Origin of the sequence: Nocardioides antri (assembly GCF_008373765.1) — a bacterium.
GTDB lineage: Bacteria > Actinomycetota > Actinomycetes > Propionibacteriales > Nocardioidaceae > Nocardioides > Nocardioides antri.
Window position 1 is genome coordinate 104,784 of record NZ_VUJW01000011.1, and the last position, 19,841, is coordinate 124,624.

Sequence of the window (19,841 nt, forward strand, 5' to 3'; positions counted from 1 at the left end):
CCCATCTTGCCGCCTTGCCCCGACATCGGACCGACCTGGAGGAGCGGTGTCGGCGGCTGCCTGCAGGGTGGCTGTCACGACGGAGGGCCGGCCGGTGTCTCCTGCAGGTGATGGCCTTGGAAAAGGACTTGCGTGAAACGAAACCGTTCCGTACTCTTGGTGAAACGAAACCGTACCGTTCCATCTGCGAGGTGCCTCATGTCCCCCACTCACGCCACCCAGGCAGGCGAGACGCAGTCGCGTCCGCGGGTCGAGGGCGAACGGGAGCAGGAGATCCTCGACGCGACGATCGACATCCTCGCCGAGGTCGGCTACGACCGGCTGACGATGGACGCGGTCGCCGCGCGGGCGAAGGCGTCGAAGGCGACCCTCTACCGGAGGTGGAACGGCAAGGCACAGCTCGTCATCGACGCGCTGATCTCGGAGAAGGAGCCGATGACGGCGCCCGACACCGGTTCGCTCCGCGAGGACCTGGTCGGGACGTTCTGCGGGATGGGCGGTCTGACCGACACCAAGCAGATCGCCATCTTCGGCAGCGTCGTGACCGCGATGTCGCGTGACCCGGAGTTCGCCGAGACGTTCCGGCGCGACTTCATCGGCCCCAAGAAGGCCATCTCCACCGAGCTGTTCCGCCGCGCGCAGGAGCGGGGTGAGCTCCGGGACGGTCTCGACCTGGAGCTGATCGCGCTCGCCCTGCCCGGGATCGTCCTGCACCGCACCTTCCTGCTCGGCGACCCGCCGACGCCCGAGCTGATCGCCAAGGTGGTCGACCAGCTCATCATCCCGGCCGTGACCCGCGGCTGACCTCCCCCACCTCACATCCAAGGAAACCCAACTCATGACCCACACCGAGTCCGTCGGCGCCGAGGGGACGATCTCCCCGGACGCGCCGCTGGAGCAGGAGAAGGCTCCCCAGCCGGGCAGAGTCCCGCACGCCGGTCTCGCCCTCGTGCTCATCCTCACCGCGCAGCTGATGGTCGTCCTCGACTCGACGATCGCCAACATCGCGCTTCCCTACATCGGAGCCGACCTCGACATCTCCCAGGCCAACCTGACCTGGATCGTCACCGGCTACGCCCTCGCCTTCGGCGGGCTGCTGCTGCTCGGCGGTCGTCTCGGCGACCTCTACGGGCGGCGCCTGCTGTTCATGACCGGCCTCACGGTCTTCGCCGTCGGATCGCTCCTGGGCGGCCTCGCCCAGAACGAGGCGCTCCTGCTGGCCTCGCGTGGGCTCCAGGGCGTGGGCGCCGCGCTCGCCGCTCCGGCCGCGCTGGCCCTGATCACCACGACCTTCCCCGCTGGTCCGCAGCGCAACCGGGCGATGGCGGCCTACGCCACGATGTCCGGCATCGGTGCCGCCATCGGCCTGATCCTCGGGGGCTGGCTCACCGGTCTCGATCAGCCTCTGGGCGTCGACGGCTGGCGCCTGACCTTCCTCATCAACGTCCCGATCGGTCTCGTCGCGGCCTTCGCCGCGCCGCGGGTCCTGAAGGAGTCGGAGCGGCACACCGGCTGGCTCGACATCCCGGGCGCCATCACCGGCACGCTCGGTCTGCTCGGCATCGTGTTCGGCCTCTCCCGGGCCGGCGAGGAGGCCTACGGCTGGGACCACGTCCAGACGATCGGCTCGCTCGCTGCGGGCGTGGCCCTGCTGGTCGCCTTCATCGTCGTCGAGACGCGGGTCGACCACCCGCTGCTGCCGATGCGGATCTTCGCCAACCGCACCCGGGCCACGAGCTTCGTGGCGATGATGATCGCCCCGGCCGCGATGTTCGCGATGTTCTTCTACCTGAGCCTGTTCATCCAGCAGATCATGGGCTTCACCCCGCTCGAGGCCGGCTTCGCGTTCCTGCCGTTCTCGTTCGGCATCGTGATCGGCGCCGGTCTCTCGTCCAACCTGGTGAGCCGGATGGACCCGCGCTACCTCTCGGGCATCGGGACCCTGCTGGCCGCGGTGGCCCTGTTCATGTTCTCGCGGGTCACGGTCGACGACACCCCGTCGGCGGTCCTGTCCGCCCTCGGCGCCCAGGACGCGATCGGCTCCGACGTGAACTACTGGACCAGCCTGTTCCCCTACATCGTCCTCATGGCGATCGGCATGGGCATGGTGTTCGTTCCGCTGACCCTCACCGCGGTGCACCACGTGCAGTCCGAGGACTCGGGCATCGGCTCCGGCGTGCTCAACACGATGCAGCAGGTCGGCGGCGCGCTCGGCCTCGCGACGCTGAGCACGGTGGCGCTCCACTTCACCAACAACCGGGTCGACGAGCTGGCCTCTCCCCTGCAGGGCGGGCTCGCCCAGGCCGGTGTCGACCCGTCGGCACCGGTGCCGGGCACCGACCTGTCGTTCCTCGAGGCCGCGCTCTTCCAGGGCAGCTTCACCTCGGGTGCGACCTCCGCGTTCCTGGTCGGCTCGATCATGATGCTGGCCGCATCCGCGGTGATCTGGATCTTCCTGAACGTCAAGCACACCGAGCTGGCGACGGACGGTCCCGAAGGTGGCGTGCACGTGGGCTGACCGCCTGCGACCGCGCTCCGACGGCCCGCACCCCGACCGGGGGTGCGGGCCGTCGTACGTCCGCGGCGGGATGGCCTTCGGCGCGTGGGGTACCGAACCCTGGTCCATCGAGGACTGCCGAAGGAGGCAAGCATCGTGGTTCACCTCAAACGAGACCGCACTCACGAAAGCGACCGTGCCGGCGAGCACGCGGGCGAGCACGTCGACGAAAGGGCCGCAATCAGAGGCCATGAGCACGCCCGTGGGAAGTTCGGAGGCGTCAACATCGGCGCCGCCATCGCAGGCTGGCTGGTGGCCATCGCCCTCACGGTGCTGCTGAGCAGCATCCTCGGCGCCATCGCGTCCGCGATCGGCAACGCCAACGACGTCACCCAGGACCAGGCACAGCGGGAGGCCGGTGCCATCGGTCTCGCTGCCGCGATCGCCGTGGTCGCCGTGATGGTGATCGCCTACTTCTTCGGCGGGTACGTCGCCGGCCGGATGTCACGCTTCGACGGGGCCCGCCAAGGGCTGACCGTGTGGCTGATCGGGCTGCTGGTCACCCTCGTGGCCGTCGGCCTCGGCGTGGTCTTCGGCGACCAGTACAACGTGATGGACCGCGTCGACCTGCCGCGGATCCCCATCCCGACCGACACCGCGACCTGGGGCGGCATCATCACCGGCGTCGCACTCCTGATCGGCACGCTGCTCGCCGCGATGGCGGGCGGCAAGATCGGTCATCGCTACCACGACCGCGTGGACCGCGCGGCCTACCGCTGATCGATCACGCAACTGCGAGAAGGGGTCCGGCTTCGGCCGGGCCCCTTCCTGCGTCCGCGGTCAGGACAGGGACGCCGCTGCGGAGTGGAGCAGCGCCACTGACTGCCGCACCCATGCCGACGAGGCTCCGGCGAGCCCGCACGCAGGCGACAGCACGAGACGCTCCGCGGCCTGACCCGGGTCGAGGCCGACGAGGTCGATCCAGCGGTGGACCTCGTTGACGACAACCTTCTCCGTCGGCGGTTCGGCCGGGTCGTCGCTCGGCAGCACGCCCAGCGCGACCGTCTCCCCGGCCTCGATCGCCTCGGCGAGCACGTCGTGGCCGTCCGCTCCCAGGAGAGACAGGTCGACCGCGAGCCCGCTCGCGCCTGCCCCGCGGAGCAGCGCCAGCGGCGCGTCGGCCGCGCAGCAGTGGACCCACGGCTCTGCGCCGGCGCCGCGGACGGCGCCCAGCACCCAGCCCAGCGCCTCGCTCACCTCGGGCGGGTGCACCGTGCGGTGCCTGCCGAAGCCCGACGCGGTCGGCACCGAGCCCGCGAGCACTGCCGGGAGGGCGGGCTCGTCGACCTGGACCACGATCCGGTCGGAGCCCGGCAGGCGGCGTCGTACGTCGGCGACGTGGTCGGCCACCGCCGCAGCGAGCGCCTGAGCCAGGTCGCGGCGTGCCCCGTGGTCGGCGAGCAGCTTGTCGCCGCGCGGCCGCTCGACCGCCGCCGCGAGGGTCCACGGACCGGTCACCTGCACCTTGAACGGGCCGGTGTGGTCGGACGCCTGCTCCTCCACGCTGTCGAGGTCCTGCCCGAGCAGGCTGCGGGCGCGGCGCTGGTCGACCGCTGGGGCGCCGGACGTTCCGGTCAGCCGCCACCCCGCTGGCTGCAGGTCGGCGTCGAGCTCGGTCACCAGGCCGAGCGTGCGGCCGATCATCCCGGCGGGGGCGCCACGTCCCGGCACCTCGGGCAGGAACGGCAGGTCGAGCTCGCCCAGGACGAGGCGCAGCGCCTCGTCGAAGTCGCGCTGGTCGGTCCCGGGGAAGGAGCCGACGCCGGTCGCCAGCGTCACGCCGAGACCCGCTCGGTCGCGGCGATGGTGGCGGAGCCGACGACCCGGCTGCCCTGGTAGATCACGGCAGCCTGCCCCGGCGCGATCCCGTACGCCGGGTCGAGCAGAGAGATGTCCAGCTGGTCTCCCGACCCAGTCATGCGGACGACAGCTCGATGTTCGTCGCCATGAGCGCGGAGCTGAACGGTGACCACCGCCCCATCCTGCCCGTGCTCGAGAGGTTTCCCGCACCACCGCGGGCGGTCGGCCCGGATCCGCTCGACGGCGAGCCGCTCCCGCGGCCCGACGGTGACCGTGCCGGAGACCGGCTCGATGTCGAGGACGTAGCGAGGCTTCCCGTCCGCCGCCGGCCGGCCGATCCGCAGGCCCTTGCGCTGGCCGATGGTGAAGCCGTAGGTCCCCTCGTGCTCGCCGAGCACCTCCCCCGACTCGTCGACGATCCGCCCACCCTGGTTGGGAGCGCGCTCGCCGAGCTTCTCCCGCAGCCAGCCGGTGCTGTCGCCGTCGGCGACGAAGCAGATGTCGTGGCTGTCCGGCTTGTCGGCGACCAGCAGGCCACGGGCCGCCGCCTCACGGCGTACGTCCACCTTGGGCGTGTCGCCGAGCGGGAACAGCGAGTGCCGCAGCTGGCGGTCGTCGAGCACGCCGAGGACATAGGACTGGTCCTTGCCGTGGTCGACCGCCCGGTGCAGCTCGACTCCACCGTCGGCCGTCGGCTCCAGCCGCGCGTAGTGGCCGGTCGCGACCGCGTCGAACCCGAGCGCCAGCGCCCGGTCGAGCACGGCGGCGAACTTGATCTTCTCGTTGCAGCGCAGGCACGGGTTCGGGGTCTGCCCGGCCGCGTAGGTGTCCATGAAGTCGACGACCACGTCCTCGTGGAACCGGTCGGAGAGGTCCCAGACGTAGAACGGGATCCCGATCACGTCTGCCGCCCGCCGGGCGTCGTTGCTGTCCTCGATCGTGCAGCACCCGCGCGCGCCCGACCGGTAGGACTGCGGGTTGCGCGACAGCGCGAGGTGGATGCCGGTGACCTCGTGGCCCGCGTCGACCGCCCGGGCAGCGGCGACGGCGGAGTCGACCCCGCCGGACATGGCTGCGACGACCAACATCTGCTGCGCTCCCTCAGCCACGCGCCGCGCGGGCGCGCTCGACGCACGGGCCCAGCGCGACGGCGAGCGCGTCGACGTCGGTCTCGGTGCTGGTGTGGCCGAGCGAGAACCGCAGCGAGCTCCGCGCCTCGTCGGCGTCGCGCCCCATGGCGAGCAGGACGTGCGACGGCTGCGGCACACCAGCGGAGCAGGCGGACCCCGTCGAGCACTCGATGCCGCGCGCGTCGAGCAGCATGAGGAGCGAGTCGCCCTCGCAGCCGGGGAAGCTGAAGTGGACGATGCCCGGCAGCCCCCCGCCGTCGGTCGAGCCTGTCGAGACCCCGTTGAGCACCGCGTCCGGCACCTCGCGTCGTACGGCGTCGACGAGGCGCTCCCGGAGCGCCGTCAGTCGGGTCGTCTCGTCGGCCTGCTCCTTGACCGCGAGCTCGACGGCGGCGGCGAAGCCGGCGACGGCCGGCACGTCGAGCGTGCCGCTGCGGACGTCCCGCTCCTGCCCGCCGCCGTGCACGAGCGCGGTGAGTTCCACCTCACGGCGTACGACGAGCGCACCCACGCCGAGCGGGCCGCCGACCTTGTGCCCGGAGATGGTCATCGCGTCGACGCCGGCCGCGGCGAAGTCCACGGGCAGCGAGCCGAGCGCCTGGACGGCGTCGGTGTGCACGGGGATGCCGTGCGGAGCCGCGAGCGCGACGACGTCGGGGATCGGCTGGACGGTGCCGACCTCGTTGTTGGCCCACATCACGCTCACCAGCGCGACCGACGCGGGGTCCCGCTCGATGCTCGCCGCCAGCGCCGCGGTGTCGAGGCGCCCGCGGTCGTCGACCGGCAGCAGCTCGAGCTCGGCGTCCTCGTGGTCGCCCAGCCAGTGCAGCGGGTCGAGCACGGCGTGGTGCTCGACGGCACTGGCGAGGATCCGCCGCCGCGCCGGGTCGGCCGCCCGGCGCGACCAGTAGAGGCCCTTGAGCGCCAGGTTGTCGGCCTCGGTCCCCCCCGAGGTGAAGACGACCTCGCCGGGCCGGCACCCGAGCGCCTGCGCGATCGTCTCGCGCGACTCCTCGACGACCCGCCGCGCCCGCCGGCCGGAGGCGTGCAGCGAGCTCGCGTTGCCGATGTCTGCGAGGTGCGCGGTCATCGCCTCGACCGCCGCCCGCACCATCGGTGTGGTGGCAGCGTGGTCCAGGTAGACCGTCGGGACGTCGTGCATGGCCCTCCAAGGGTACGGCGCGGGCTGTCCCGCGCCGAACCGGAGGCGCTAGCGGACGACGCGCAGCGTCGACAGCCGGGCCGGAGCGCCGTCGGCGAGGGTGCAGGAGAGGCTCACCGGCAGGATTCCTGTCTGCACCACGGCCGTGAAGGACCGCGGCACCTTCACGGCGTACCGGCCGGCCTGGTCGATCGTGAACGCGCCAGCGCGGCCGCGACCCCGGATCACCATGTCCCCGTCGGCCGGCACCGCCGTCGGCGGGACGGTGAGGTTGCGGATCGGCACCCGCCTGGTGCCCACGCGGTACTTCGCGTCATCGCTGCGCGCCGAGACCTCCTCGACGCCGGCATCCCTCATCTGCTGCACGAGCTCGTCCGGCACCACGATCCGGAAGGTGATCCGCCGGGCGTCGACCTGGCGACCGGCCCGGACCCGGTCGGGGACGTCGACCTTCACCCGGACCGCGCTGGACCCGCCACCGAAGGACGAGTCACAGGCATAGGTGGTGTCGAGGACGCGCAGCTCCGCCCGCGCCGGCGCGGTGCCGACGAGGAGCGAGCCGAGGAGGGTCAGCAGGACGGTGAGGACGGCGAACCCGGTCGCACGGCGTCGTGACATGCGCGGAAGCGTACGTCGTACCTCCGACTTTCGGCGTAACGTCCCGATCATGCTCCGCCGAACCTGTCGCGTCGCTGTTCTCCTCCTCGGGGGAGCGGCGGTCCCGGCGAGGATTCCCTGCTGTGCGGCCGGGCAGACCGACGGGGTCCACGACTGCGAGGCCACGGTCGAGTAGCGATGGATCGTCCGCTGGTGATCGCCGGCGCGGGCATCGCCGGCCTCGCGCTCGCTGCCGGGCTGCAGCGCGACGACACCGCCACGCCGTACCTCCTGCTGGACGAGCGCCCCGAGCTCGGCAGCACGGGCGGAGCCATCACCCTGTGGCCCAACGCGATGGTGGCGCTCGACGAGATCGGCGTCGGCGACGACGTACGCCGCGCCGGGCACCCGGTCGCGGCCGGCTCGATCCGCACCAGCGCCGGCCGGCTGGTCCGCTCGATCGACCTCGAGCGGTCGGCGGTGGCGCTCGGCGGTCCGCTGGTCGCCGTACGCCGTGGCGACCTCATCGAGATCCTCCACGCGCGGGTCAAGGGCGACAGCGTCGTGTGCGGGCTCGCGGTTCGCGGCTACACGCAGGACGACGACGGCGTCGTCCGGGTGGTCACCGATGCCGACCCGGTCGAGGCGTCCGCGCTGGTCGGCGCCGACGGCTACCGCTCGGAGGTCGCCCGGGCGCTGCACCCGGGGCTTCCGGAGCGGTACGCCGGCTACCCGGCCTGGCGCGGCATCGCCGACGTCGGAGACGTCGAGCCTGGGCAGGTCTGGGGGCCGCACCAGGAGTTTGGCGTGGTCCCGCTCGGTGGCGACGAGAGCTACTGGTACGCCACTGTCCGCGAGCCCGCCGGCGGCTCCACGGACGACGATCTCGCCCACCTCCGGACTGCCTTCGCCGGCTGGCCGGACCCGGTCCGGCGCGTCCTCGAGGCGACCGACCCGTCGGCCGTCACCCGCAACGACGTGATGGACCGCGCGGTCCCCCGGCGGTGGGCCGACGGCCGGGTCGTCGTCATCGGCGACGCCGCCCATGCGATGCGCCCGCATCTCGGTCAGGGCGGCTGCCAGGCCCTGATCGACGCCGCCGTGCTCGCGCGCCTGCTGCGGACGGCCGAGTCCCCCGCTGCCGCGTTCCCGGCCTTCGAGTCGGCGCGCCGCGGCCCCGCGAAGCGGGTCGTCGGCCTGTCCCGGGCCGCTGGTCGGGCGATCAACGCGCCCGCAGGCCTGCACCGGGTCTCCCGGTTCGTCCCCGACTCGATGCTCCTGCGCAGCATGGCGAAGGTCGGAGGCACCGGCGCGTTCCCCTGGTAGGGGCTACAGCAAGACCAAGTCGTCGCGGTGGACGACCTCGCGCTCGTACGCCGCGCCGAGCTCGCGCTTGAGCTCCTTGGTCGAGCGGCCGAGCAGGCTGGGGAGCTCCTCGGCGTCGAAGTTGACCAGGCCGCGGGCGACGACGGCACCGTCGGGTCCGACCAGGTCGACCGGGTCGCCGGCGACGAACCCGCCGGAGACGCCGGTGATGCCGGCGGCGAGGAGCGAGGCGTGCCGCTCGACGACCGCCCGCACCGCGCCGGCGTCGAGCGCGACCGCGCCCTTGGCCTCGGTGGCGTGGCGCAGCCACAGCTGCCGGGTGGGCCGGCGCCGGCCGCTGGCGTGGAAGAGCGTGCCGACCTGCTCGCCGGCGAGGGCGGCGGAGGCGTGCTCGGCGGAGGTGAGCACGACGGTGATCCCCGAGCCGGTCGCGATGCTCGCGGCGTCCAGCTTGGTCGCCATGCCGCCGGTGCCGACCCCGGCTGCGCCGGCGGCCCCGATCCGGACGCCCTCGAGGTCGGCCTCGGACCGCACCTCCGGGATCAGGTTCGTGCCGGGGCGGTGCGGCGGGCCGTCGTACAGGCCGTCGACGTCGGAGAGCAGCAGGAGCAGGTCCGCGTGCACGAGGTGCGCGACCAGCGCCGCGAGCCGGTCGTTGTCGCCGAACCGGATCTCGGTCGTGGCCACCGTGTCGTTCTCGTTGACGATCGGGATCACGCCGAGCTCGAGCAGCTTCGAGAAGGTCTGGTGCGCGTTGCGGTAGTGCGAGCGGCGCGTGACGTCGTCGAGGGTGAGCAGCACCTGCCCGGCGGTGAGGCCGTGCCGCGCCAGCTCCTCGGTGTAGCGGTGGACCAGCAGGCCCTGTCCGACCGATGCCGCGGCCTGCTGGGCCGCGAGGCCGCGCGGTCGCCTCCGCAGGCCGAGCGGCGCGAGGCCGGCCGCGATCGCACCCGAGGAGACGAGGACGACCTCGGCGCCGGAGGCCCGCACGGAGGCGAGCACGTCGACGAGCGCGCTGACCCGTCGGGGATCGATGCCGCCTTCGGCGGTGGTGAGCGACGAGGAGCCGATCTTGACCACGACCCGGCGGGCAGCGGTCACGACCGACCGGTCACTCACCGGGGTCCTCCTCCAGCCACGCTTCCTCGTCGTCCAGGTCCGGGTCGTCGCCGGAGCCGATCTCGTAGGCCAGCGGCCCGTACTCGGCGGGCCGGTCGAGGCGCCGCGCGACGTCGGCGCGGGTCTCGGTCTCGGCGCGCTCGGCCATGGCCTCCTGGATCTCGCGGCGCCGCTGGGCCGCGCGCCGGTCCTCCTGGAACCGCTCGTCCTGGCCGCGCCGGGAGAGGTTCTCGGCACCGGCGTCGATGCCCGGCTTGAAGTCGAAGACGACCGAGTTGTCGGGGTGGCCGATCAGCACGGCGTCACCCTCCTCGGCGCCCATCTCGAGCAGCTTGGCCTCGACGCCCAGCCGGTTGAGCCGGTCGGCGAGGAAGCCGACCGCCTCGTCGTTGCTGAAGTCGGTCTGGCGGACCCAGCGCTCGGGCTTGGTGCCGCGCACCCGCCAGCCGGCGCCGGTCTTGCGGATCGTGAACTCCTCGCCGTCGACGCCCTTGGGCCTCAGGACGATCCGCTCGACGACCTCGGCAGCCTTCTCGGCCCGCGCCGCGAGGACGATCTCGGCCATCGCGTAGACCAGCTCGCGGGTGCCCTCCCCCGATGCGGCCGAGATCTCGAAGACCCGCAGCCCGCGCGCCCGCAGCTCGTCGCGCACCATCGCGGAGATCTCCCGGCCGTCGGGCACGTCGACCTTGTTGAGGGCAACCAGCCGGGGCCGGTCCTCGAGGCCGCCGTAGCGCGCCAGCTCCGCCTCGATGACGTCGAGGTCGTCGACCGGGTTGCGGCCGGGCTCGAGGGTCGCGGTGTCGAGGACGTGGACCAACGCCGCGCAGCGCTCGATGTGTCGCAGGAAGTCGTGGCCGAGGCCGCGGCCCTCGGCGGCGCCCTCGATCAGGCCGGGCACGTCGGCGACGGTGAAGGTCGTGTCGCCCGCGCTGACCACACCGAGGTTCGGGACCAGCGTGGTGAACGGGTAGTCGGCGATCTTGGGCCGGGCTCGGGAGATCGAAGCGATCAGGCTGGACTTGCCGGCGCTCGGGAAGCCGACCAGGCCGACGTCCGCGACGACCTTGAGCTCGAGCACGACGTCGAGCTCCTCGCCGGGCTCACCGAGCAGGGCGAAGCCGGGGGCCTTCCGGGTGGCCGACGCCAGTGCGGCGTTGCCGAGCCCGCCGCGGCCGCCCTCCGCGATAACCAGCTCGGTGCCGGCGCCGACCAGGTCGGCGATGACCTCGCCGTCGAGGTGGCTGACGACGGTGCCGTCGGGCACGGGCAGGACCAGGTCCGCGCCATGGGTGCCGTTGCGCCGGCCGCCGGCGCCGTGGCCGCCGTGCTCGGCGCGCCGCTTCGGGCTGTGGTGGTAGTCGAGGAGCGTGGTGACGTCCGGGTCGACCCGGAGGATGATCGACCCGCCGGGCCCGCCGTTGCCGCCGTCGGGGCCACCGAGCGGCTTGAACTTCTCGCGGTGCACGGACGCGACGCCGTTGCCACCCCGACCCGCGGTGACGTGCAGCGTCACCTGGTCGACGAACGTGGGCACGGCCATGGGATCAGTCTTTCAGTAGGAAGGGGGCTGCATAAATGAGAAGAGGGCGCCCCGACCGGGACGCCCTCTCGTAGCCCTAGGAGCTGAGCGTCACTCAGCCGCCGGCACGATGTTGACGACCTTGCGGCCGCGCTTGCGGCCGAACTCCACCGCGCCCGAGGCGAGCGCGAAGAGCGTGTCGTCGCCACCGCGGCCCACGTTGGAGCCCGGGTGGAAGTGGGTGCCCCGCTGGCGGACGATGATCTCGCCGGCGTTGACGACCTGGCCGCCGAAGCGCTTCACGCCGAGTCGCTGAGCGTTGGAGTCGCGGCCGTTCTTGGTGGACGCCGCGCCCTTCTTGTGTGCCATCTGTTCAGTCCTTCGAGGTGTGAGCTGACCGCGTGGTCGGGACTCAGAGCTTGATGTCGGTGACCTTGACCTGGGTGTACTTCTGGCGGTGACCCTGCCGCTTCTTGTAACCGGTCTTGTTCTTGTACTTCTGGATGACGATCTTCGGGCCCACGGCCTTGCCGAGCACCTCGACGGTCACTGCAGCCTTGTCGAGACCGGTGGTGGTGACGGTCTCGCCGTCGACCGCCATGACCACGGGCAGCGTGAGGGTGTCGCCGACGGCCGTGGAGACCTTGTCGATCTCGATGACGTCGCCGACAGCGACCTTCTGCTGCTTCGCGCCTGCGCGCACGATCGCGTACACCGCGGTCTCCTTCGTCTGAACCTCGTCGTCTGGGGCTGCGGGACCTCACGCAGCAGAGCGGCACGCCACGGCGCGCCGACGTTCCATACTACGGGTGCCGCTTCGTCCCGCCAAAACCGCGCCCTCAGCTCGCGCTGACGGCGAGCCCGTCGATGATGACCGGCTTGCCGGTGGAGAGCACCTCGATCGTCACCGTACCTTCGCGACCGGGAGTCCGCGGCAGGCTGATCACCCGCTGGTGGACTGTCGTGGCGTTGGCCAGGTTGACGGTGCCGATCAGCACGCCGTCGACCGCGACGGCGACCCGACCGCAGGTGGGGCACTTGGTCGCGATCAGCGCCAGCTGGTTGAACCGCGCCCCCGGCCGGGACAGGACCGCCCCCTGCTGCGCGGTCCTCGTAGCGGTGCCGTTCCAGTAGTCGGCCAGCGCGCCCCTGGTCCACCCGTCCGAGATGATGAGGGAACGGTCGTCCAGCGGGCGCACGGCACACCGCTGCACCGCCCAAGCGGACCAGTTGCCGGCATCGTCCCTGCCGCGGGCGCTGTAGCAGTAGGTCGAGCCGAGCTCGGTGCCGTTGTGGACCAGACCGACAGCAGCGAGGTCGGACCACGCGTCAGGATACTGCCAGGCACCGAAGGCGGCGGTCGCCGACGCTCTCCGCACCCTGGTCTGGTAGCCCACCACCTGGCCGGCGCCGTCGGAGCCCGTCCAGGCCACGTCGATCCCCGGGTCGAGGGCAACCCGAGCGGCGAACGGCGACGCGACCGGCTTGGTCATCGTCACCGTCGGTGGATCGGCGTCCGGGACGCAGAGCACCACCGTGGTCGACCAGTAGCCGGGGTTCATGCCGATCACGGTGTGCCAGTAGCCGTTGCGCGACACCGACTGCGCGACGCGGCCCTGGGACGGGTCCTCCGGGTCGGGGAACTGGTCGGGACGGGCGATGTAGGCACCGCCGGCGAGAACTCGAGTTCCGTTGGGACAGGAGGCGCTCCCCTGTCCGAAGTAGTACGAGAAGACGTCGTTCCCTGCCTCCGCGGTCCTGGTCGCGATGCTGACGGGAGGGACCGAGCCGTCCGGCATGCACACCACCGAGACCCGCAGGGACGTCCCCTGGAGCCTGGCGGTGGCGTACCAGCCCCTGCCGAGCGGATGGGGCCCGTTCGACCGGAGGTAGCCGTTCTCGTTGGCACTGGGGTCTGCGAGCCACGCGCCCCCGCCGATGGCGCGGGAACCCGCTGCGCAGGTCGCGCCCCCACCGGTGTCGGTCACGCCCGCAGGCAGCGAGTAGACCCTCTCCACGACCGTCCGCCCCGCCAGCAGTGCGGTAGGAACGCAGTAGGCGACGACGGTGAACGTCTGGGTGGTGGTCCCGCCCACCCCGACCGCGGCGAAGAACGACTCGGTGTTCACGAACGGTACGGCCGCCTGCGGCACGACCGTTTGCACGTCCGAGATGTCACGGATGTCCCCGCCGATGATCGACTGACCGCTCGGGCAGGCTGCGGTGGCCCACTTGACTGCTCCCGCCGGCGCGCTGGTCGGGACGGCCACCTCGGTGATCCGCCAGACCGGGACGTCCTCCGCCGCCGCGCCGGGTCTCGCCGCGCTCGAGGTGGGCGCCAGAACGCCCGCGAGCAGGACGAGGACGGCGATGGCGCCCGAGCACGCCCGTCGGGCAGGGAGCATGGCCCGACCGTAAACCGGTCCCAGCGTCCTCCACTGGCGAACAGCCAGATTTTGCCTGGCTCAGCGCTTGCGAGCGCCGCCCTTCTTCTTGATCGGGACGTGCTCGACGTGCGGCTCCTCAGTGTGTGCGTCGACACCGGGGTCGACCGTCACCGGGTTGGGCTCGACCGCGCCGTTGGCGACAGGCGCGCCGATGTCGCCGACCACGGGCGGCTGCTGGTCGACCGCGGGCTGCGGCTCGGCCTGCTCCTCGACCTGCTCTGCGTCGGGTACGACGGGCGCCTCGTCGGTCGCGGGCTCGACGGTCACCGGCTCGGCCGGGACGGCAGCAGTCGCCGGCGGACCCGCCGGGCGGCTGGCCGCGCGGCGTCGGGTCCGGGTCACCACCGTGGTGACCGGAGCCTCGGGCACGTCGTCCGTTGCTTCCTCGGTCGCGGCGGCGTCCGCGGCCGGGGTGTCCTCGGCGATCGGCTCGATCACAGCCTCGACCACGGCGTCCTCGGCCGCGACATCAGAGCTGACAGCGGGCGTGGCATCGGACGCGACGTCGGCGGCCGCCTCGTCGGCGACGTCCTCGGCCGTGTCCTCCTCGGCGTCCGGCGCCGGCGGCTTCGCCATGGCGGCGATGTCCTTCGGCGACGGGACGGCCTTCGCTGCGGGCTCCTCGGTCTGGCCGCCCTTGCCCCGGCGTCGACGTCCGCCCTTGCGGGACTCGTCGTCACCGCCGCCCCGGCGAGGCTCGACCGGCAGGTCGTGAACGATGACGCCGCGTCCCTGGCAGTGGTCGCAGGTCTCGCTGAACGCCTCGAGCAGGCCGGTGCCGATCCGCTTGCGCGTCATCTGGACCAGTCCGAGCGACGTCACCTCCGCCACCTGGTGGCGGGTTCGGTCGCGACCCAGGCACTCGACGAGCCGGCGCAGCACCAGGTCCCGGTTGGACTCGAGCACCATGTCGATGAAGTCGACGACGATGATGCCGCCGATGTCGCGGAGCCGGAGCTGGCGGACGATCTCCTCGGCCGCCTCCAGGTTGTTCTTGGTGACCGTCTCCTCGAGGTTGCCCCCGGAGCCGGTGAACTTGCCGGTGTTGACGTCGACGACCGTCATCGCCTCGGTGCGGTCGATGACCAGCGAGCCGCCGGACGGCAGCCACACCTTGCGGTCGAGTCCCTTGGCGATCTGCTCGTCGATGCGATAAGCCGCGAAGACGTCCGGCTTGTCAGCCCCACCGTTCCCGGTGGCCCGGTAGTGCTCCAGCCGGTCGGACAGGTCAGGGGCCATGTGCTCGACGTAGTCGTGCACGGTCTCCCAGGCGTCCTCGCCCTGGACGACGAGCTTGGCGAAGTCCTCGGTGAAGAGGTCGCGCACCACCTTGAGGGTGAGGTCCGGCTCGCCGTACAGCAGCTGCGGGGCGTTGCCCTTGGCGATCTTCTTCTCGATGTCCTCCCAGCGAGCCTTGAGCCGCTCGACATCGCGGGTCAGCTCGTCCTCGGAGGCCCCCTCGGCCGCCGTGCGGACGATGACCCCGGCGGTCTCCGGGACGATCTCCTTCAGCAGCGCCTTGAGGCGACCCCGCTCGGTGTCGGGGAGCTTGCGGGAGATTCCGGAGGTGGTGCCGTCGGGCACGTAGACCAGGAAGCGTCCGGCGAGGCTGACCTGGCTGGTGAGCCGGGCGCCCTTGTGGCCGATCGGGTCCTTGGTGACCTGGACCAGGACGGTCTGGCCCGACTGGAGCACCGACTCGATCTTGCGCGGCGCGCCCTCCTTGTGGCCGAGGGCGGACCAGTTGACCTCGCCGGCGTAGAGCACCGCGTTGCGGCCCTTGCCGATGTCGACGAACGCGGCCTCCATCGAGGGGAGGACGTTCTGGACGCGACCGAGGTAGACGTTGCCGATGAGCGAGGTCTGCGACTCGCGGGCGACGTAGTGCTCGACGAGGACCTTGTCCTCGAGCACGGCGATCTGGGTGAGGTCCTTGCGCTGGCGGACCACCATGACGCGCTCGACCGACTCGCGCCGGGCGAGGAACTCCGCCTCGCTCACGATCGGCGCACGGCGGCGGCCGGCCTCGCGGCCCTCGCGCCGGCGCTGCTTCTTCGCCTCGAGCCGGGTCGAGCCAGCGACCGCGGTGATCTCGTCCTCCGGCGACCGCTGCTTGCGGACCCTGGTGACGGTGTTCGGCTCGTCGCTGCCGTTGCCGGACTCGCCCTCGCGGCGCCGGCGCCGGCGCCGGCGGGACGAGGACGACGAGCCGCCCTCGGACTGCTCGCCACCGTCCTCCTCGGCGTCGGTCGCGTCCGTCGTCTCGGCGCTGTCCGCGGCGTCGCCGGCGGTCTTGTCCTCGGTGTCCTCCGCCTCGTCGTCGGACTCGTCGTCGTCACCGTTGGCGCCACCGCCCTGACCGGAGGGCTTACGACGACGACGGCCGCCACGACGACGCCGGCGGCGCGCGGCCTGGGAGGTGCCGCCCTCGCCGTCCTCAGCGCCCTCGGTGGCCTCGTCAACCGCTTCGTCGGCCTCGGTCGGCTCGGCGGTCGCCTCCTCCGAGGTGTCGCCCTTGGCCCGGTCGTCCTCGGTCTGGTCGTCCTTCGCGCCGGACTTGTTGCCCGGCTTGCCACCGGTCCCGCTGCTCGACCTGCCGGTGGACCTGCGCTTCGCCTGGTCGGGCTTGTCGTCCGTGCTGTCGGCGCTGTCGGCCTTCTCGGTCTTCTCGGTCTGGTCGGACTTCTCGTCCTCGGCCTGGTCGGCCTTCGGCGCTGCCGCCTTCTTCCTCGGCTGCGCCTTCTTCTTCGGCGGGGTCACCTCGGGCGTCTGGAAGAGGACGGCGGGACCGGCGCTGTCGCTCTCGCCGGCGGCCGCGTCCCCCGGCGCGTCGGCAGTCGGCTCGACGTCGGGCTTCGCGTCCTTCGGCGCTGCCTTCTTGGCGGCGGCCTTCTTCGCGGGTGCCTTCTTGGCCGCCGCCTTCTTCGCCGGCGCCTTCTTGGCCGCGGCCTTCTTCGCCGGTGCCTTCTTCGCGGCCGGCTTCTCCGCCGGCGTGGCGTCGCCGCTGCCCTCCGGCGCGGTGGCCTCGGCGGGTGTGGTCTCGGTGGTGGTCGTGTCGACCGGGGTGTCAGCCATGCGCTGCTCCTCCACCCGCCCGCCTCGCGACGGCCGGGTGTGTCCATCGCCGCCCGGCCCGTTTCCGGGACCGACGGCGCAAGCCTTCAGTGGGACGACACCCTCCGCGGAGCGTCACTGGCGGCCGGGACCTGCCTGCCGCGGTCGCGTGGTCCGGGTTGCTGTCCCGGGCGCTGGATCCCTGTCACCGATCCGGCTACCTGCGTCGCGGTCTGGCGAGGCCTGACCTCCACCGTGCCGACCCCGTCTGCGTGCAGCGGGGACCGGCGAGAACGTCGTCGGACCGGACCGTCGGGTTCCTCCTCCGAGGGTCACCGTCAGGGCCGATCTGTGGCGAGTATCGCACAGCGCGGGAGAACGGTCGGCATCGCGGAGCGCCGTCCGGCGGGTCCTGGCTCAGGCCAGGGGGTCCCCGACGGAGCCCGCGTCCTCGTCCAGCGGGCCCTGAGCGAGCCGCGTCAGCAGCGCGGTCGCGGGCGGCGTGAAGCCGGCGACCTCGGCGAGCCCGGAGAGCACGTCGTCGGGGCGTACGGCGGGCACGGTGTGCCGCAGCACGAGCGCCACTGCCGGCTCACCGGCTGCGTCGGTGACCTCGAGCGACACCACCGCGGCGCGGCAGTCGAAGGTGCGCAGGCCCTTCTTCGTCATCCGCTCCACCGGCACCGACTCGGTGGCGAGGAAGTTCGCGACCGCTCCGCTGACCTCGGCCGGGTCGGCCCCGCGGAGCTCGACCAGCCACGAGCTGGCCACGAGGAGGTCGGAGAGCGAGCCGCCCGGAGACTCCACGATCGCGGCGATGTCGAGCCCGTCGGGCAGCGCGTCGTCGAGCGCTCGTCGTACGTCCTCGGGGTCGCGGCGCTCGGCCAGGCCCAGCTCGAGGTACTCCGCCTCGCTGGCGGCGCCGGTCGGCGATGCTCCGGCGTAGGAGATCCGCGGGTGCGGGTGGAAGCCCGAGGAGTAGGCCATCGGGATCTGCGCCCGGAAGACCGCCCGCTCGACGGCCCGGCTCACGTCGCGGTGGCTCGTGAACCGCAGGCGGCCGCGCTTGGCGTAGCGGATCCGCAGCCGCTGGACGGGCGGCGCCTGCTGCTCGGGCTGCTGACGACTCACGGAGCGGAATCGTAGGTCAACCGAGCCGCGCGCCCTTCATCCGTGGAGAGGCGTAGACGGTGCCGATCCGCACCCCGTCGAGCCAGGCGCTGAGCTGGTCGGCCTCGGCCTGGAGCGCCGCGGTGGCCTCGGCACCGACGTCGTCGCGCAGCACCAGGTGGACCACGGCATCGTCGTCCTGCACCCAGCAGCCGACGATACGCCCGTCCCACCAGGCGGTGGTGCCGGCGTTGCCGTTGGTGTCGAAGAGGTACGGCGTGTCGGCCGGGTCGAGGTAGAAGCGCCGCTCCTTCCAGCCCATCACCGTCGGGTCCAGGGTGGGCAGCAGGGCGGCCCACGGCTCCACCGGCCCCACCGGCTCGACGTCGTCGGGCAGCACCCAGCCGGTGCCGCCGCCTGGCCCTCCGGGGCCTGTCGAAGGGTCGAGCGTCACCTCGACCGCGCCGACGTCGGCCAGGGCGCGACGGACGATGGTCTTGGTGGCCCCGAGCCACCACACGATGTCGGCCTCGGTGCCGGGGCCGAAGGTGGCGAGCCAGCGGCCCACCAGCTCGGCGTAGCCCTTGTCCTCCGGCCATGGACCGACCACCTCGTCCAGCCACAGGTCGCTGCGCACCCAGGTCGGCTTGTTGAGGCGCCAGTGACCGGCGTTGGGGCCGCGGACCACCCGGCCCTCGGCGCCGAGCAGGGTCATCACCCACGCGCCGATCGGGAAGTCGCCACCCCACTTCTTCTCCGGACCGCCGATCGAGAACCGTCCGTCGAGCGCAGGCACGAGGTCCCGCAGCTGGCGGGTCGTGCGCGGGACGCCGTCGGCCATCGCGGCGAGCACGTCGGCGGACGCCGCCGCAACCCACTGGTCCGGGTCGGCGGCGAGCCCGGCCTCGGCGACCCGCTTCGCGAGCTGCTTGCGCTGCTGAACGGCGACCCGGGCGGCAGCACTCCCCCACGCCGCCGGCAGCAGGTCGCGTGGGAGGACGAAGAGCGTGCGCCGCATCGCGAGCTGCTTCACGAGGGCGCGGTCGTCGTAGAGCGCGGCGTCGACGTCGGCCACCGTGACGCCCGGGACCCGCGCCCACAGCGCCAGGTGGACCGTCGCGGCCTCGGTCGCGTGGAGGACGGTCATCGCCCGGGTGGCGGTGACCACGTCGGGGTGACCGCGGGCGAGGCCGTGCCGTCGAGCGAGGCGAGCCCGCCGCTCGCGGTCGTCGATGTGGCGCATGGCGCCATCGTCGCCGACGGTACCGACAGGGCCGACACGGCCGACAGACGCCGTAATGGAGGATCTCCCGCAGGAGAGTCGCCGGACGCCCTACGCTGCTGCCCGTGAGCACCCCTTACGGCAACGACCCCTACGGCCAGCAGCAGCCCCAGAACCCGTACGGCGGCGGTGGCGGCGGCTCGTCGTTCAACGCCCCGGGGTCCGGCGGCTTCGAGCAGCCCAAGACCGACGGCGTCTCCATCGCCGCGCTGGTGACCGGCCTGATCTGCTGCGCCCCGGTCAGCCTGATCCTCGGGTTCGTGGGGCTCGGCCGCACCAAGGGCGGGCAGCGCAAGGGCCGCGGCATGGCGATCACGGGCATCATCCTCGGCCTGCTCGGGCTGCTCGTGTGGGTCGGTGTCGGCATCGCCGGCGTTGCGGGGGTCAACTTCCTCGACTCCATCGTCACGCCCGAGAACGCCGAGGTCGGCCAGTGCGTGAACGTCGACGAGGAGGGCGACGAGGTGTTCCTGCGCGAGGCCGAGTGCTCCGAGGAGCACGACGCCGAGATCGTCGCGGTCGCCGAGGTGACCGACGAGAACATCGAGCAGGTCGAGTCGCTCATGGTCGGGTACTGCGCGGAGGCCATCAGCGAGGACGACCGCGCCAAGCTGACGGACTACCTCGGAGACCTGCAGGCCGTCACGGAGGACCCGAACGACGTCTCCGTCGGCGACCACCTGGTCTGCTACGTCGAGCCGGACGACAAGCTCGACGAGCCGATCCTCTGACCCG

17 protein-coding genes are annotated in these 19,841 nt (G+C 72.5%); 5 read left to right on the forward strand and 12 right to left on the reverse strand.

Translation table 11 applies throughout. The features are described from left to right. Nucleotides 1-198 precede the first annotated feature (198 nt). The 3 genes from F0U47_RS17820 (at nt 199) to F0U47_RS17830 (ending at nt 3,277) form a co-directional block, all read left to right on the forward strand. A complete protein-coding gene (locus F0U47_RS17820; RefSeq protein ID WP_149751830.1) occupies nt 199-804 on the forward strand; it encodes a TetR/AcrR family transcriptional regulator in 606 nt (201 codons plus the stop codon). Between the two features lie 34 nt (nt 805-838). Then, entirely contained in the window at nt 839-2,518 is a 1,680-nt protein-coding gene (locus tag F0U47_RS17825) for an MFS transporter (protein ID WP_149751831.1), read from the forward strand. 291 nt (nt 2,519-2,809) lie between these two features. After that, complete coding sequence (locus F0U47_RS17830) at nt 2,810-3,277, forward strand: hypothetical protein (protein WP_149751832.1); 468 nt, start codon at nt 2,810-2,812, stop codon at nt 3,275-3,277. A 60-nt stretch (nt 3,278-3,337) separates the two neighbouring features. Here the strand turns inward: F0U47_RS17830 and F0U47_RS17835 are convergent, their stop codons facing one another. Genes F0U47_RS17835 through F0U47_RS17850 form a run of 4 tightly spaced genes read right to left on the reverse strand, consistent with a single transcriptional unit; the run spans nt 3,338 to nt 7,267 of the window. Continuing rightward, nucleotides 3,338-4,336 (reverse strand): uroporphyrinogen decarboxylase/cobalamine-independent methonine synthase family protein, encoded by a 999-nt coding sequence (locus tag F0U47_RS17835; RefSeq protein WP_149751833.1) that lies wholly within the window; start codon nt 4,334-4,336, stop codon nt 3,338-3,340. Beyond that, complete coding sequence (mnmA, locus tag F0U47_RS17840; RefSeq protein ID WP_149751834.1) at nt 4,333-5,445, reverse strand: tRNA 2-thiouridine(34) synthase MnmA; 1,113 nt, start codon at nt 5,443-5,445, stop codon at nt 4,333-4,335. The genes F0U47_RS17835 and mnmA overlap by 4 nt, the downstream gene beginning before the upstream one ends. Nucleotides 5,446-5,458: 13 nt before the next feature. Next, nucleotides 5,459-6,649 (reverse strand): cysteine desulfurase family protein, encoded by a 1,191-nt coding sequence (locus F0U47_RS17845; protein ID WP_149751835.1) that lies wholly within the window; start codon nt 6,647-6,649, stop codon nt 5,459-5,461. Between the two features lie 48 nt (nt 6,650-6,697). Next, nucleotides 6,698-7,267 carry a DUF6801 domain-containing protein gene (locus F0U47_RS17850; RefSeq protein WP_149751836.1) on the reverse strand — a complete coding sequence of 190 codons (570 nt, stop codon included), beginning with the start codon at nt 7,265-7,267 and terminating at the stop codon, nt 6,698-6,700. 177 nt (nt 7,268-7,444) lie between these two features. Here F0U47_RS17850 and F0U47_RS17855 point away from each other — a divergent pair, with 177 nt between their 5' ends. Further along, nucleotides 7,445-8,572, forward strand: coding sequence for an FAD-dependent monooxygenase (locus F0U47_RS17855; RefSeq protein WP_149751837.1), 1,128 nt, complete (start codon nt 7,445-7,447; stop codon nt 8,570-8,572). Between the two features lie 3 nt (nt 8,573-8,575). Here F0U47_RS17855 and proB read toward each other — a convergent pair whose 3' ends face one another. The 8 genes from proB to F0U47_RS17895 all read right to left on the reverse strand — a co-directional run bounded on the left by proB (nt 8,576) and on the right by F0U47_RS17895 (nt 19,067). Next, nucleotides 8,576-9,691, reverse strand: a complete 1,116-nt coding sequence (gene proB / locus F0U47_RS17860; RefSeq protein ID WP_149751838.1) for a glutamate 5-kinase — start codon at nt 9,689-9,691, stop codon at nt 8,576-8,578. Then, nucleotides 9,684-11,234, reverse strand: a complete 1,551-nt coding sequence (gene obgE, locus F0U47_RS17865) for a GTPase ObgE (RefSeq protein ID WP_188111409.1) — start codon at nt 11,232-11,234, stop codon at nt 9,684-9,686. Before obgE ends, proB begins: the two co-directional genes overlap by 8 nt. Before the next feature lie 90 nt (nt 11,235-11,324). Then, a complete protein-coding gene (gene rpmA / locus F0U47_RS17870) occupies nt 11,325-11,582 on the reverse strand; it encodes a 50S ribosomal protein L27 (RefSeq protein WP_149751839.1) in 258 nt (85 codons plus the stop codon). 43 nt (nt 11,583-11,625) lie between these two features. Continuing rightward, nucleotides 11,626-11,928 carry a 50S ribosomal protein L21 gene (gene rplU / locus F0U47_RS17875; RefSeq protein WP_149751840.1) on the reverse strand — a complete coding sequence of 101 codons (303 nt, stop codon included), beginning with the start codon at nt 11,926-11,928 and terminating at the stop codon, nt 11,626-11,628. Nucleotides 11,929-12,052: 124 nt separating this feature from the next. Continuing rightward, the gene (locus tag F0U47_RS17880; protein ID WP_149751841.1) at nt 12,053-13,618 is read right to left on the reverse strand and encodes a hypothetical protein; all 1,566 of its coding nucleotides are present in this window, start codon (nt 13,616-13,618) and stop codon (nt 12,053-12,055) included. A gap of 60 nt (nt 13,619-13,678) precedes the next feature. Further along, a complete protein-coding gene (locus tag F0U47_RS17885) occupies nt 13,679-16,735 on the reverse strand; it encodes an Rne/Rng family ribonuclease (RefSeq protein ID WP_188111410.1) in 3,057 nt (1,018 codons plus the stop codon). A gap of 396 nt (nt 16,736-17,131) precedes the next feature. After that, entirely contained in the window at nt 17,132-17,845 is a 714-nt protein-coding gene (locus F0U47_RS17890; RefSeq protein WP_149751842.1) for a TIGR03936 family radical SAM-associated protein, read from the reverse strand. Between the two features lie 16 nt (nt 17,846-17,861). Then, nucleotides 17,862-19,067, reverse strand: coding sequence for a winged helix DNA-binding domain-containing protein (locus F0U47_RS17895; protein WP_149751843.1), 1,206 nt, complete (start codon nt 19,065-19,067; stop codon nt 17,862-17,864). A 104-nt stretch (nt 19,068-19,171) separates the two neighbouring features. Between F0U47_RS17895 and F0U47_RS17900 the strand changes: the two genes are divergently transcribed. Further along, nucleotides 19,172-19,837, forward strand: coding sequence for a DUF4190 domain-containing protein (locus F0U47_RS17900; protein ID WP_188111411.1), 666 nt, complete (start codon nt 19,172-19,174; stop codon nt 19,835-19,837). The last annotated feature ends 4 nt before the right edge of the window (nt 19,838-19,841 follow it).

Bases quoted from the DNA above. Each gene is read 5' to 3' on its own strand.
- F0U47_RS17820 (WP_149751830.1), top strand. From the start codon at position 199: ATGTCCCCCACTCACGCCACCCAGGCAGGCGAGACGCAGTCGCGTCCG.
- F0U47_RS17825 (WP_149751831.1), top strand. From the start codon at position 839: ATGACCCACACCGAGTCCGTCGGCGCCGAGGGGACGATCTCCCCGGAC.
- mnmA (WP_149751834.1), bottom strand. From the start codon at position 5,445: ATGTTGGTCGTCGCAGCCATGTCCGGCGGGGTCGACTCCGCCGTCGCC.
- F0U47_RS17845 (WP_149751835.1), bottom strand. From the start codon at position 6,649: ATGCACGACGTCCCGACGGTCTACCTGGACCACGCTGCCACCACACCG.
- F0U47_RS17850 (WP_149751836.1), bottom strand. From the start codon at position 7,267: ATGTCACGACGCCGTGCGACCGGGTTCGCCGTCCTCACCGTCCTGCTG.
- F0U47_RS17855 (WP_149751837.1), top strand. From the start codon at position 7,445: ATGGATCGTCCGCTGGTGATCGCCGGCGCGGGCATCGCCGGCCTCGCG.
- obgE (WP_188111409.1), bottom strand. From the start codon at position 11,234: ATGGCCGTGCCCACGTTCGTCGACCAGGTGACGCTGCACGTCACCGCG.
- rpmA (WP_149751839.1), bottom strand. From the start codon at position 11,582: ATGGCACACAAGAAGGGCGCGGCGTCCACCAAGAACGGCCGCGACTCC.
- F0U47_RS17880 (WP_149751841.1), bottom strand. From the start codon at position 13,618: ATGCTCCCTGCCCGACGGGCGTGCTCGGGCGCCATCGCCGTCCTCGTC.
- F0U47_RS17885 (WP_188111410.1), bottom strand. From the start codon at position 16,735: ATGGCTGACACCCCGGTCGACACGACCACCACCGAGACCACACCCGCC.
- F0U47_RS17895 (WP_149751843.1), bottom strand. From the start codon at position 19,067: ATGCGCCACATCGACGACCGCGAGCGGCGGGCTCGCCTCGCTCGACGG.